Source organism: Allobosea sp. 10L417 (genome assembly GCF_056395485.1).
In genome coordinates, this window is the sequence record NZ_JBFTJP010000007.1 from 1 (window position 1) to 13,039 (window position 13,039).

A 13,039-nucleotide genomic window follows, 5' to 3' on the forward strand; every position below is an offset into this window, starting at 1 on the left:
ATCACCCATGAAGGCGATCGGTGCAGCTTCGAGGTCCTGCTGACCCGCGCCGGTCTTTCTGAGCCCGCTCTCCAGGCCATTTCCGAGATCGTCCACGACATCGATCTGAAGGATGGGAAGTTCGGGCGCGAGGAAACCACGGGCATCGCGAGCTTGATTTCGGGCGTCTGCGGCGCCAACGCTCAGGACGAAGAACGCATCGCGCAGGGCGCGGCTGTCTTCGACAACCTCTATCAGTACTTCAGGTCGAAGCGCCGCTGACGGCCGGGGAACACCATGAGCAAGATCGAGACCCTCGACGCTGCGCCTTCCGCACCGAGCACAGCACCTGATCACGGGATTTCGTTCGGCGAGGCACTGCGCGTCTGGGCGCGGGTCGCGGCGCTCAGCTTCGGCGGCCCGGCCGGGCAGATTGCGGTGATGCACCGCATTATCGTGGAGGAGAAGCGCTGGATCGGCGAGACGCGTTTCCTGCATGCGCTGAATTACTGCACGCTCCTGCCTGGCCCCGAGGCGCAGCAGCTGGCCGTCTACATCGGCTGGCTGATGCACAAGACCAAGGGCGGCCTCGTCGCCGGCACACTGTTCGTGCTTCCCGGCCTCGTCGCCATCATGGCGCTGAGCTGGATTTACGCCATCTTCGGCAATGTCGGGAGCGTGCAGGCCCTGTTCTTCGGTTTGAAGGCGGCGGTCCTGGCGATCGTGCTCGAAGCCGTGCTGCGGATCGGTCGGCGCTCCCTCAGGAACGGGGTCATGATCGGCCTCGCCGCAGCGGCCTTCCTCGCGCTGGCGCTGTTCCAGGCGCCCTTCCCGCTCGTTATTCTGGTGGCCGGCTTGATCGGCTATATCGGCGGCCGCGCCGGCTGGTCCGCCTTCCAGGTGGGAGGCGGCCATGGCAAGGCCGGGGGCAAGCAGGTCGCCGACATCGATTCAGCGCTTGGCGAAGGCATTCCCGCGCATGCCAGGCCGCCGCTGAGCTGGTCGCTGAAGGTCGCCGCCATCGGCTTCTTCCTCTGGTTCGCTCCGGTCATCGCCTTGCTGGCGACGCTCGGCCGAGGCGACGTGTTCACCGAGATTTCCATCTTCTTTTCCAAGATGGCGATGGTGACCTTCGGCGGCGCCTATTCGGTGCTGTCCTATGTCGCCCAGCAGGCGGTCGAGCACTATGGCTGGCTGAAGCCGGGCGAAATGCTGGACGGCCTCGGCATGGCCGAAACCACGCCTGGACCGCTGATCATGGTCACGCAATTCGTCGGCTTCATGGGCGCCTATCGCGCGCCGGGATCGCTGAACCCGCTGCTGGCCGGCACGCTCGGCGGCTTGCTGACGACCTGGGTAACCTTCGTTCCCTGCTTCCTCTGGATCTTCCTGGGCGCTCCGTTCATGGAGACGATGCGCAACAACGGGGCTCTTTCCGCCGCTCTCGGGGCGATCACGGCCGCCATCGTCGGCGTGATCCTGAACCTGTCGATCTGGTTCTCGTTGCATGTCCTGTTTGCCGAGGTCCGCCAAATCCGCATCTATGGCATGCAGCTCGACGTGCCCGTGCTGAGCACGGTCAACCTCGCCTCGCTGGTGCTGACGCTGGCGGCCGTGATCGCGGTGTTCCGCTTCAAGGTGGGGATGATCAAGGTCATCGCCGCGTGTTCGCTTGCGGGGCTGCTCTACGGAATGTTGCAGGGGTTCGCCTGATCGCGAGATTGCCCGCTGACCCGATCGAGGACCCGCCGGACGGCATCCGGGGAATGCCAGGAATACGTCCGGTCGTCGGGGCGAGGCTCAAGCGCAAATCCGACCTCTTCCGCGACCAGCCCCAGTTGCAGCGGCGGGACGATTCATTGACCGTGGTCCGGGCCAGCCCATCGGAGCGCGCTGCGCAAGGGCATGCCCGCTTGCGCTCCCCGTGCAAGACAGGAGAGGGCCGCGGCGCTGCAGCCAATGTCGAGCGCCTGCTGCAGATCCAGGCCTTCGTCGAGAGCAGCCGCGACCGCGCCGACGAAGGTATCGCCGGCGCCGGTCGTGTCGACCGGCTCGATGCGCGGGGCGGCTGCATGCAGCCTCTCGCCTTCCGGCGTATAGCCATAGGCTCCTTCGGCACCGGCCGTGACGATGCAGCGCGTCGCGGTGCCCGCGATCAGGCCCGCGATCTCGCCGCCCGGATGTCCGAGGGCGGCGGCGATATCGGCGGCCTCGTGTTCGTTGACGATCAGGACATCGCTCGCGGCAAGGAGCGCCCCCGCATCGGCCGCCGGGAAACCGTCCGGCACCGGCGCGCAATTCCAGACGACCCGGCCGCCGGACGCCCGGACGCGCTGCGCGAGCGCCAGCGACTGCGCGAAGGGAACCTCCATCTGGAGCACGAGCAGCGTATCGACGCCCAGCAGCGCCTCCGGCACGTCGTCCGCACCCGGTTCGAGATTGGCGCCGCTGGCAACGGTGATCGCGTTTTCCGCGCGCGCATCGACCGTGATGAAGGCACAGCCGGTCGGGTTCGCACCGATGCGGACCAGATCGACGGCGACGCCGCTGGCAGCGAGGTTGTCGATCGATTCCCGGCCAAAGCCGTCATCACCGACGCAGGCCGCCATGGCGACTCGGCCCGGCGCAGCAAGGCGCGCGGCGGCCACGGCCTGATTGGCGCCCTTGCCGCCGAAATGGCGTTCATAGGATGGCGCGAGCACCGTCTTGCCGGGTCCCGGAATGATCGCGACCCGCGCGACCAAATCGACATTGATCGATCCGAAGACCAGGATCATCGGGCCCTACCCTCGTTTCAGCCTTCGGCGTCCATCTGGTGCAGCTTCTCGACCCGACGGCGGAAATCCTCGTCGGTCGAGAACTCGGCGGAGAGATAGGACGAAATCAGGTCGCTGGCGAGCCAGGGACCAACGATCTTCGCACCGATGCACATGACGTTGACGTCGTCATGCTCGACGCTCTGATGCGCGGAATGGATGTCGTGGCAGACCGCCGCCCGGATGCCTTTCATCTTGTTGGCGGCGATCGAGGCGCCGACGCCGGTGCCGCAGACCATGATGCCGCGCTCGGCCTCGCCGGACGTGACCTTGCGGGCGACCTCGCGGGCGATATCGGGGAAATCGACCGGATTGTCGTCATGGGAGCCGACATCGACGACCTCGTGGCCCAGCGATTTGATGTGGTCGATGACGTGCTGCTTGAGGGACCAGCCGGCATGGTCGGAGCCGATGACGAGACGCATGAGATGTCCTGTTGGTTGGAGCGAAGCGCCGGCGCCCTTGTCGGACGCCGGCGAGGAATGGATCAGCCGCGCATGTTCGCGGGCAGTTCGGTGCCGTGGAACTTCTTGTAGATCGCGTTGAGCTTGCCGTTCTTGAGGTGCTCGACCCAGGCGTCGAGCTTCTCCAGAAGCTTCGGCTCGCCCTTCTTCACGCCGATGGCGAGATCGAAATTGGTGATCGAGACCTTGGGCTCGAAGGGCCGCGCCGGCGCCTTGACGCCGATCTGCGAGACGATCGTCGCCGAGGTGGCGACACAGTCGGCCTGGCCGGAGATGGCGGCTGTGACCATCGTCGCATCGTCCTCGAAGCGGGCGAGCTTGAGGTCGCGCTCCTTCATGTTGGTCAGCGTCGTGTCCTGCGTCGTGCCGCGCGAGACAGCGATCGTCTTGCCCTTCAGATCGTCCCAGCTCTTCACCTCGAGCGACTTCAGGCAGCCCACCACCGACTGCAAGGCCGCATAGGGTTTGGAGAAGTCGATGACCTTGGCTCGCTCGGGTGTCACAGACAGCGTCGAGATGATGATGTCGGCCTTGTTGGTCTGGACGTTGGGGATGCGGGTCGCACCTGTCGTCTGCACGAATTCCAGTTGCAGGCCCCAATCCTTGGCGAGCAGCTCGGCGGTCTCGACATCCGAGCCCGTCGGCTTCATGGCGCCGTCGATCATGCCGGATGGCGGGATCGCGAGGTCAGTCGCAATGCGGATCTTGCCTGCCTTCATGACGTCGTCGAGCATGTCGGCGCGCGCGGCCTGGCCGGCACAGGCGAGCGCCGTCGTGCAGAGCAAGGCAATCGTGAGAAAGCGTTTCATCCTTGGTTTTCCTTCCCTTTTGGTCGTTAGAGCCCGGCTCCGACGAACTGGGCGAGTTCCGGCGTGGCCGGTGCCGACAGGATCGAGGCACTTCCGGCCTCGTGAACCCTGCCCGCGTGCATGAACACCACCTGATCGGCGATGCCCCGTGCGAACCCCATCTCATGGGTGACCATGACCATGGTCATGCCGTCCGCGGCGAGCTGCTCGATGACCTTGAGCACCTCGCCGGTCAGCTCCGGATCGAGCGCGGAGGTGACCTCGTCGAACAGCATCACCTTGGGCTGCATGGCGAGCGAGCGGGCGATCGCCGCGCGCTGCTGTTGCCCGCCGGAAAGCTGCTCGGGATAGGCGTCGAGCTTCTCGGACAAGCCCACCTTCGCCAGCATCGCTTTGGCGAGCTCGCGGGCCTCGGCCTTCCTCATGCCCTTCACCGAAACCGGCGCGAGCGTGATGTTCTGCTCGATGGTGAGATGCGGAAACAGGTTGTAGCTCTGGAAGACGATGCCGACATCCTGCCTCAGCGCCCTGAGGTCGATATCGGCCGCGTCGACGCGGTGGTCGCAGACGCGGATCTCGCCCGAATCGATCTTCTCGAAGCGGTCGATGCAGCGCAGCGCCGTGCTCTTGCCGGAGCCGGAGCGGCCGATCAGCACCAGCACTTCGCCCCGTTCGACGGTGAAGCTGACCCCGTCCAGCACCTTGAGCGCGCCGAAGCTCTTATGGACCTTGTCGAGGGCGACGATGGGGCGATCGACGATGATGCGTTCGGCGATGGGAAGTCGTTCCTGGCTCATGGCTTTCAAATCTCGTCAGGCCGGCATCAGCTTCGCGCGGCCGACGCCCATGCGGCGTTCGAGACGCTGGCTGAGGAGCGAGATCGGGAAGCAGAGCGCGAAATAGATCAGGGCGATGATCGCGTAGATCAGGAAGGGCTCGAACAGCGAGTTGTTGATGATCTGGCCGGAGCGGGCGAGCTCGACGAAGCCGACGACAGAGGCCAGCGAGGTGTTCTTGATGATCTGCACCATGAAGCCGACGGTCGGCGGCGTTGCGATCCGCATGGCCTGGGGCAGGATGACCTTGAGCATCCGCTGGGTGCGGCTGAGGCCCAACCCCTCGGCAGCCTCCCATTGCGGGCGCGGCACGGCCTGGATGCAACCGCGCCAGATCTCGCCGAAATAGGCGCCGACATAGATGGTCAGCGAGGCGCCGGCGGCCCAGAGCGGCGTGATCCGGAAGCCGAGCGCCGAAAGCCCGAAATAGCCGAGGAACATGATCACCAGCAGCGGCGTGCCCTGGATGAGCTGGACATAGGCGCCGCTGAACAGACGGACGGCCTTGCTCGGCGAGACCCGGGCGAGCGCGATCAGGAAGCCGACGAGGCCGCCGCCGATCAGCGCGATCGCCGACAGCCCGATCGTCCAGAGCGCGCCCTGGCCGAGGAAGAGGAGGTGGTTCGCGTTGAGGGAGCCGCCCATCATCGACCTCTAGAGCGACGTGCCGAGGCGCCGGCGGCGCGGGAAGAGCACGAGCCCCAGCGCCCAGAAGGCGGCGCGCAGGACAAGCGAGAGCGCGATGTAGCCGAGCGCCACGAGGATATAGGTCTCGAAGGCGCGATAGGTGTCGGACTGGACGTAGTTGGCGACGGCCGTCAGTTCCTCGGCCGAAATCTGCGAGGTGACCGAGGAAGCCAGCATCAGCAGCACGAACTGGCTGGTCAGCGACGGATAGACCTTCTCGATCGCCGGCAGCAGGATGACGTGCCAGTAGATCTGGAAGCGTGAAAGCGCGAGCCCTTCGGCAGCCTCGATCTGGCCGGGTGGGATCGCCTCGAAGCCGGCCCGCATGATCTCGGCCGTATAGGCGCCGACATTGATGGCGAGCGCCGCCGCCGCGACGGAGAAGGCCGAGAATTTGAAGCCGATGCTGGCGAGGCCGAAATAGACCAGGAAGATCTGGACCAGCAGCGGCGTGTTGCGGATCGTCTCGACATAACCCGCGCAGAGCCCGGCGATGAAGCGGTTGGTGCTGCCGCGGCCGATGGCGCAGAACGTGCCGATCGCGCCGCCGATCAGGATCGCCATGAAGGCGAGCTGCAGCGTCATCACCGCACCGTCGCGGAAGAGCGGCCAGCGCTCCAGAACGACGGAGAAGTCGAGGTCAAGACCCATCGCCGCCGTCAGGCCCGGTTCGTCATGCGGTCATAGACGCGGAACAGCGCCTGATTGCCGTTGGCGCCTTCGCCATGGGCGCGCGCCTCGATGTACTGGCTGGTGACGAGCGCCGTGCCCGGCAGCGGCACGGAGAGCGCTTGCGCCTGCTCCTGCACGAGGCGCAGATCCTTGAGCATCAGGTCGATGCGGAAGCCCGCCCCGGCATCGCCCGCGATCATCGCGGGGCCGAGCTTGTCGAGCATCCAGGACGCGGCCGAGCCGCCGAGCAGCACGGTGCGCATCTGCTCCAGATCGACGCCGGAGGCGCGGCCGAGCGCGATCGCCTCGCAGACCGCCTGGATGTTGATGCCGCAGATCAACTGGTTGCAGAGCTTGACCGCCTGGCCGGCGCCGGGCGCGCCGACATGGGTGATGGTCGTGCCCATGGCCCGGAAGAACGGCTCGGCCCTGGTGAAGGCCTCAGCCTCGCCGCCGGCCATGATGGTGAGCGACGCGTTCTTGGCGCCTAGTGGACCGCCCGAAACCGGCGCGTCGATGAAATCGGTCCCGGCCGCCTTGAGATCGGCATGCATTCGGCGGACAGCCACCGGCGAGATCGTGCTCATATCGACGATCAGGCGCCCGCGCGGCGGCGAAGCCAGGAGCCCCCCTTCGCCATAGATGACATCCTCGACCTGGGGCGTGTCGGGAAGCATGGTAATCGCGATATCGGCGGCGGCTGCCGCATCGGCCGGGCTCTTCGCCGGCTTCGCGCCCTCCGCCACTAACATGGCGACCGCATCGCCGATGATGTCGAAAACGGTCACCGGGTGCCCCGCCTTCATGAGGTTGCGTGCCATTTCGCGCCCCATCGTTCCGAGGCCGATGAAGCCGACGCTGCCTTTTTCGTTCCCTGCCATGCTCTGTTCTCTCGGCATCTTTTCTGGTGAATGCGGAGCCTTCAGGCGCCCTGCGCGCTGCGCGTATCCGGCCGGTCCCCCTCGCCGGTGATCGCACGGCGCCGGTATTCGTCGCCGATCGCGAAATGGCGCCGCAGCGTCACCTCGGCACGATCGGGATCGCGCCCGACGATGGTGTCGAAAACGCGCTTGTGGTCGTCGATCAGGTAGCTCTTCATCGAGCTGAACTGCTGGACGAGCTCGCGGCGGCTGCGATGCGAGCGCGCGAGCAGCGTCGACATGGATTCATGGAGCACAGCGAGCGTCGGCGACCGCGACGCCAGCACGATGGCGCGGTGGAACTCGAAATCGGCAGCGCCGCCCGCATCGGCATCGTCGATCGTCTCGCCGATCCGGACCAGCGCGCGCTGCAGCCGCTCGAAATCCGCGATCGTGGCGCGCTCGCAGGCCAGCCGCACGGCTTGGCATTCGATCGCGATGCGCGCCTCCATCACGTCGTCGATGAGGTCGGCCTGCTGGGCCAGCGCCAACGTGAAGAAGTCCTTCAGCATCGAGGCATCCGGCCGCTTCACGATGGTGCCGACGCGCTCGCGGATCTCGACGATGCCGAGCATGTGCAGCGCGCGCAGCGCCTCGCGCACGATCGGCCGGCTGACGCCGAGCTGCGTGGCCAGTTCGCGTTCGGCCATGAGCCGTTCGCCCTGCTTCAGCGTGCCGTCGAGCAGCCGCTCCCGCAGATAGGCGAAGACCCGCTCGAACCCCGACGCGCTGTCGGCATCTTGAGCATCCATCCCTGAAACCATTCTTCTTCGTTCTGGTAAGACCAGTACGATGACCAGAAGAAAAGGTCAATTAGGGACGCAATAGCGAAAGGCGGGGCCCGCGGGCGTCCTCACTGGTGCTTGTTTCTCACTCAGACGAACCGGAGATCGTGCCTGGGAGAGGCTCGCGGGCCCGGTGCCGTAGAGATAGCGCATGGCGCCGGAATCGAACCGAGAACAGCGTCGGCGCTGATCCGCTGGCCGCATTCCTCCCCGTCGCGCAATCGGGGATAACGCCGGCCGAGAGCACCGGCGCATCGGCGCTTGAACCGGACGCGAGGATGCCGATGCCCGCTCCTGAAGCCGACAGCCATGACCAAGGTGCGGCCGACACCTCAGGTCAAGCCGCTGCTGCTGGCGCCCTCCGCGATGCATATGTCGTACGAACACAGCCGATAACGGCAGTGCCGGCGCGAAAATAACGATACCACGAACCGTAAATCTGCTTTTAGATTTGCCAGCAAATTATACTTCGGCCCATCGATTATTCCATTTTATTCTTTAGATTTCTGGAATATGCGTCACATTCATGCAGCATCGCGCCGATAGGACGTCCGCGCGCATCGCTTTTGTTTCCGGAAGCCGCGATCGCGCGCCTGGAGCCCCCGGGCCCCTTCCGGCACGTTGAAAGCCATGGCATCGGTCACTCAGCTTCGCGCATTCCACTTCGTCGCGACGGCGGGCGGCTATTCGCAGGCCGCGCGGGAGATGGCGGTCAGCCAATCGACCTTGTCCGGTCAGGTGCGGCAGCTGGAGGCGATCTCCGGCGTCGTATTGTTCGAGCGCGGGCCGCGCGGCGCCACGCTGACGGCCGATGGCGAGGCGCTCTATGAAGTCACGTCTCGCCTGTTTTCGGCCTTCACGGAGGCCGGGCGAATGCTCAAGAGCCGCAAGGCCGACGGCGGACGCCTGCGTCTGGCCTCGGACGGCACCGTCCACTTGCTGCCGATCCTGGGTGCGCTACGTCGGCGCCGGCCCAAGCTCGTCTTCTCGATTCAGCTTCACAACTCCGACGGCGTGATCGAGCAGATCACGCAATACCGCGCCGATGCCGGCGTCACCGGGCAGATGCCGACGGATAGCCGCTTCCATGTTCGGCCGCTGGCCACGATGAAGCTCGGGGTGTTCCTGCCGAAGGGCCATTCCTGGGCTCAGCGGGAATCGGTTTCCATCAGGGATCTGCAGGGTCTTCCCTTCGTGCTGCGCGAGCGTGGCTCGCGTACGCGCGAGGTCTTCGAGCAGAATCTGGCTGCCTGCGGCGTCACGCTCGGCGACATCATCGAGGTGTCGACGCGAGACGGCGTGCGCGAAACGGTCGCCGCCGGCTTCGGCATGGGCGCGATCGCCGATCTCGAATTCGGCTTCGACACGCGGCTGCATTTCCTGCCGCTGCGCGACCCGTGCATCGCGATCAACGAATACGTCGTCTGCCTCGAAGAGCGCCGGCGCGCTCCGATGATCGCCGAGTTCTTCCGCTGCGCTGGCGACGCGTTCGAGCAGCCATCAGGACGGTTGAGTCCCGAGGCCGCCTGACGACCGCGCCAACGCTGGCGCGGTGCGTCTCCGCGGACCTCAATCGTAGCGGAAGGCCCGCGCGAGCTGATCCTCGATCGGCTTGACGATATAGGCGAGCGCAGTGCGCGAACCGGTCTGAATGAAGGTCTCCACCGGCATGCCGGGCAGCAGGCTCTTGCCGCCGAGGCGGTCGATCTCCGGGCGATCGAGCGCGACGCGCGCCGTATAGAAGGACACGCCGGATTGCTGGTCCGTGCTCGCATCGGCCGAGACATGGATCAGCCGCCCCTTGAGGTCCGGCGTGGTGGCGCTGTCGAAGGCCGGAAAGCGCAGCATCGCCGCCTGCCCTATCCGCAGCCGATCGATCAACGCCGGCTCGACCCGCGCCTCGACGATGAGGCCGTCGGCCTCCGGTACGATCAGCATGACCTGTTCGGCTGGGCCGATGACGCCGCCGATCGTGTGCACGGTCTGCTGATGGACGACACCATCTTGCGGCGCGCGCATCTCGATCCGCTCAAGCTGATCGCGCGCAGCGACCCGGCGCTCCGACAGATCGGCGATCTTGCCGTCGACATCGCGCAGTTCGGTCGTGACCTCGCGGCGCAGATCCTCGTCGATCTGGACGATCTGCAATTCGATCTCGGCAATGCGGCCTTTGACCCGTGCCGTGTCGGAGGTGAGGCTGCCCCGCTCGCCGATGAGGCGCGAGGCTTCGCGCTGGAGCGAGGTCAGGCGCGAGAGCGCGACGAGGTTCTGGTCGTACAGCTTCTGCACGCCCTCGAGTTCCTGCTCGATCAGCATGGCCTGCGCCCGCCGGGCCTCGATCTGGGACGACAAGCCCTTGATTTCCTCATGCGACTGCGCGATCCGCTCGCGCAGCTGGGAGCGCTGGACATCGGCCGCGGCGCGGCGGGTGCGGAAAAGCCTCAGCTCGCCAGCGACCGCCCGGATCACGCCCGGATCGCCCGCCCTGTCACGCAACTCCTGAACCAGCACCAAATCGGAGTGGCCCTCGCGCTCGGCCTCCAGCCGCGCCTTGCGCGCCTGGAAACGGATGAGTTCGATCTCGATCAGCGCGAGGCTCGCCCTGGCATTGGTTTCGTCCAGCCGCACCAGCACGTCGCCGGCCTTGACGCGGTCGCCATCCTTGACCCGGATCTCCGCGACGACGCCTCCGGATGGGTGCTGCACGCGCCGGACATTGCTCTCGACGACGACCTTGCCCGAGGCGATCACCGCGCCCGAAAGCGGCGCGGTCGCCGCCCACAGCCCGACAGTGCCCAGCAGCACGGCGATGGTCGCGACCCCGAACAGCGTCGCACGCCGGATGTCGCGGCGAGGATCGGCACGGCGCCCCTCGGCCCCGGCCATGCTCGAAGACGGCTGCCCGCCGGACCTGTTCTCGTTAACCGCGCGCATCGGCCGCCACTGCAATTCGGGGATGGGACGGATTCGGCCCGGCCGAGCCCGGTTTCGCCGCAAGGCTCTTGCGCAGCACCTCCTCCTTCGGCCCGAAGGCCTGCACCTGGCCGTCTGCCAGGATCAGGACGAGGTCGATGCCCGCCAGCGCCGAGGGGCGATGAGCTATGACGACGACGATCCCCCCGCGGGCGCGCACACCGGCGATCGCGGCGGTGAGAGCGGCGTCGCCATCCGCATCGAGGCTGGCATTGGGCTCGTCGAGCACGACAAGGAAGGGATCGCGATACAGCGCGCGAGCAAGCGCGATGCGTTGCCGCTGACCGCCGGACAGGACGCCGCCGGCCTCGCCGATCGGTGTCTCGAAACCTTTCGGTAGTCCGAGGATGAGGTCATAGGCGCCGGCGGCCCTGGCCGCGCTGCGGACGGCCTCTTCCGTCATCGCCGGGTCGAAGCGGGCGATATTCTCCGCAATGGTCCCGGCGAAGAGCTGCACATCCTGCGGCACATAGCCGATGATCGCGCCGCGCTCCTCCTCCGGCCACTGGTCGAGCGTCGCGCCGTCGAGGCGCAAGGACCCGCGCAGCACCGGCCAGACGCCGACCAGCGCCCGCGCGAGCGTGGACTTTCCGGAGGCGGACGGGCCGATCACGGCCAGCCCCTGTCCCGCCTGCAGCGTGAGACCGATCTCCTTGACGGTCGGTGTCGGGCTGCCGGGAGGCGCTACAAAGACCTGCTCCAGCGTGACCCGCTGCGTCGGACGCTCGGGCGAGACCGCGAGTGCCACAGGCGCTTCGCCGAGCGCCGAATGAAGCCGACGCCAGGCCTGCCGCGCACCTATGAAGGGCCGCCAGCGCCAGCGCACGGCTGCTCAGCACCGAGGAGGCGATCATCACGCCGGACGAGGCCTGATCGTGCATAACCAGCCAGGCGCCGACGCCGAGCATGGCGGATTGCAGCATGTAGCGAATGACCTTCGAGATGCCGCCGAGCCCACTGGTGATATCGGAAGCCCTGAGGCTGGCCGCGACGTGCCGGTCATTGGTCCGCTCGAACAGCCGGCCGATCCGCCCGTTCATCCCGAGCGCCGTCACTGCCTCCGCATTGCGGCGCGCGGCCTCGATCAGGGCGGCGCGCTCCCCGGACGAGCGGGCGACGTCGGCGCTCGGCCGCCGCGACAGCACTTCGGTCAGAAGCGCGAGCACGATCAGGATTGCCGCGCCGGCCACCAGCGTCCAGCCGAGATAGGGATGCAGCACGAAGCACAGCGCGCCATAGAGCGGGATCCAGGGCAGATCGAACAGCGTGGTCGGCCCCAGCCCGGACAGAAAGCCACGGACGCTGTCGAGATCGCGCGACAGCTGGCTGCCGCCCGGAGCGCCCCGCAGCTGTCCGCCAAGGATGGCGCCGAGCACCGGTCCGCCGAGCTGACGGTCGAGCTCGACACCGACACGGCTCAGAATGCGCTGGCGCAGCCAGTCGAACACACCGAGCAGGATGTAGAGCGCAGCGACGATCAGCGAGAGGGCAACAAGCGTCGGCACGCTGCGCGAAGGCAGCACCCGGTCATAGACCTGCAACATGTAGAGCGAGCCCGTCAGCATCAGCACGTTGACGAGGGCGGAAAACAACGCCACCGCGAGGAAAGCGGAACGGCACGAGGCCAAAGCCTCGCTGGCAGCATTCTTGGATGATTTTGGGAGCAACGGCGAGTTTCCCTGACGCAAAGCAACCGGAAGAGCCGCTTGCGGGCAGAATCCGCCGCAGCCCCCGAAACCGTATGTCGGCGAGCCCGCCTGCCCACCAACCGAGCCTGCGCTCGACGATCGGCCGCAGCGATAGGAGGACGAGATGACAGCTCGGTGAAATCACCGGGGCGGCAGGCCATCGAAAATGCCCATACCCCCCATCGATGAATTGGATTCGTGCGGTCCCCCCGCCCTGCCTTAGCCTGAGATCCGGGCATGGGCTTCCCGGCCCATCATGAACGGCGATCGGTTATCGACGCCCCTTGTTCTCCGCCACACGGAGAATCGATTCTGGATGTCTTCGATCGTTTTCGAAGGCCGATATTCCAATCTCCATAACAAAGATTCCGATACTATACGTCTAAAACTCGGACAATACCGAGATTGAT

The 13,039-nt window shown here is 66.3% G+C and carries 13 protein-coding genes and 1 pseudogene; 3 read left to right on the top strand and 11 right to left on the bottom strand.

All coding sequences use genetic code 11. The features are described from left to right. The coding region (locus AC1DE3_RS17365) for a chromate resistance protein ChrB domain-containing protein (protein WP_476852607.1) at positions 1 to 261 on the top strand (261 nt) is incomplete at its 5' end. 15 nt (positions 262 to 276) lie between these two features. Next, the gene (chrA, locus tag AC1DE3_RS17370) at positions 277 to 1,692 is read left to right on the top strand and encodes a chromate efflux transporter (protein WP_476778532.1); all 1,416 of its coding nucleotides are present in this window, start codon (positions 277 to 279) and stop codon (positions 1,690 to 1,692) included. Positions 1,693 to 1,835: 143 nt separating this feature from the next. On the opposite strand, the gene AC1DE3_RS17375 is transcribed toward chrA, so the two are convergent. The 8 genes from AC1DE3_RS17375 to AC1DE3_RS17410 all read right to left on the bottom strand — a co-directional run bounded on the left by AC1DE3_RS17375 (position 1,836) and on the right by AC1DE3_RS17410 (position 7,935). Next, a complete protein-coding gene (locus AC1DE3_RS17375) occupies positions 1,836 to 2,756 on the bottom strand; it encodes a ribokinase (RefSeq protein ID WP_476778533.1) in 921 nt (306 codons plus the stop codon). Between the two features lie 17 nt (positions 2,757 to 2,773). After that, positions 2,774 to 3,220: a ribose 5-phosphate isomerase B gene (gene rpiB / locus AC1DE3_RS17380; protein ID WP_476778534.1), complete on the bottom strand. Its 447-nt coding sequence runs from the start codon at positions 3,218 to 3,220 to the stop codon at positions 2,774 to 2,776. 62 nt (positions 3,221 to 3,282) lie between these two features. Next, a complete protein-coding gene (locus AC1DE3_RS17385; RefSeq protein ID WP_476852608.1) occupies positions 3,283 to 4,068 on the bottom strand; it encodes a transporter substrate-binding domain-containing protein in 786 nt (261 codons plus the stop codon). Positions 4,069 to 4,094: 26 nt separating this feature from the next. Further along, positions 4,095 to 4,865, bottom strand: a complete 771-nt coding sequence (locus tag AC1DE3_RS17390; protein ID WP_476778535.1) for an amino acid ABC transporter ATP-binding protein — start codon at positions 4,863 to 4,865, stop codon at positions 4,095 to 4,097. A 15-nt stretch (positions 4,866 to 4,880) separates the two neighbouring features. Next, positions 4,881 to 5,549: an amino acid ABC transporter permease gene (locus tag AC1DE3_RS17395; protein WP_476852609.1), complete on the bottom strand. Its 669-nt coding sequence runs from the start codon at positions 5,547 to 5,549 to the stop codon at positions 4,881 to 4,883. A gap of 9 nt (positions 5,550 to 5,558) precedes the next feature. Continuing rightward, positions 5,559 to 6,242, bottom strand: a complete 684-nt coding sequence (locus tag AC1DE3_RS17400) for an amino acid ABC transporter permease (protein ID WP_476778537.1) — start codon at positions 6,240 to 6,242, stop codon at positions 5,559 to 5,561. Positions 6,243 to 6,250: 8 nt separating this feature from the next. Then, positions 6,251 to 7,144: an NAD(P)-dependent oxidoreductase gene (locus tag AC1DE3_RS17405; RefSeq protein WP_476778538.1), complete on the bottom strand. Its 894-nt coding sequence runs from the start codon at positions 7,142 to 7,144 to the stop codon at positions 6,251 to 6,253. A gap of 41 nt (positions 7,145 to 7,185) precedes the next feature. Further along, positions 7,186 to 7,935 (bottom strand): FadR/GntR family transcriptional regulator, encoded by a 750-nt coding sequence (locus tag AC1DE3_RS17410; RefSeq protein ID WP_476778539.1) that lies wholly within the window; start codon positions 7,933 to 7,935, stop codon positions 7,186 to 7,188. A gap of 663 nt (positions 7,936 to 8,598) precedes the next feature. On the opposite strand from AC1DE3_RS17410, the gene AC1DE3_RS17415 reads away from it, so the two are divergent. After that, a complete protein-coding gene (locus tag AC1DE3_RS17415) occupies positions 8,599 to 9,498 on the top strand; it encodes a LysR family transcriptional regulator (RefSeq protein WP_476778540.1) in 900 nt (299 codons plus the stop codon). A 39-nt stretch (positions 9,499 to 9,537) separates the two neighbouring features. Here AC1DE3_RS17415 and AC1DE3_RS17420 read toward each other — a convergent pair whose 3' ends face one another. From AC1DE3_RS17420 to AC1DE3_RS17430, 3 genes and pseudogenes are all read right to left on the bottom strand, one after another. After that, complete coding sequence (locus AC1DE3_RS17420) at positions 9,538 to 10,902, bottom strand: HlyD family type I secretion periplasmic adaptor subunit (protein ID WP_441512576.1); 1,365 nt, start codon at positions 10,900 to 10,902, stop codon at positions 9,538 to 9,540. After that, a complete protein-coding gene (locus tag AC1DE3_RS17425) occupies positions 10,889 to 11,689 on the bottom strand; it encodes an ATP-binding cassette domain-containing protein (RefSeq protein ID WP_476852610.1) in 801 nt (266 codons plus the stop codon). The genes AC1DE3_RS17420 and AC1DE3_RS17425 overlap by 14 nt, the downstream gene beginning before the upstream one ends. 139 nt (positions 11,690 to 11,828) lie before the next feature. Further along, positions 11,829 to 12,506 (bottom strand): annotated as a pseudogene (locus AC1DE3_RS17430) (ABC transporter transmembrane domain-containing protein); the annotation flags it as partial. Positions 12,507 to 13,039: the final 533 nt, after the last annotated feature.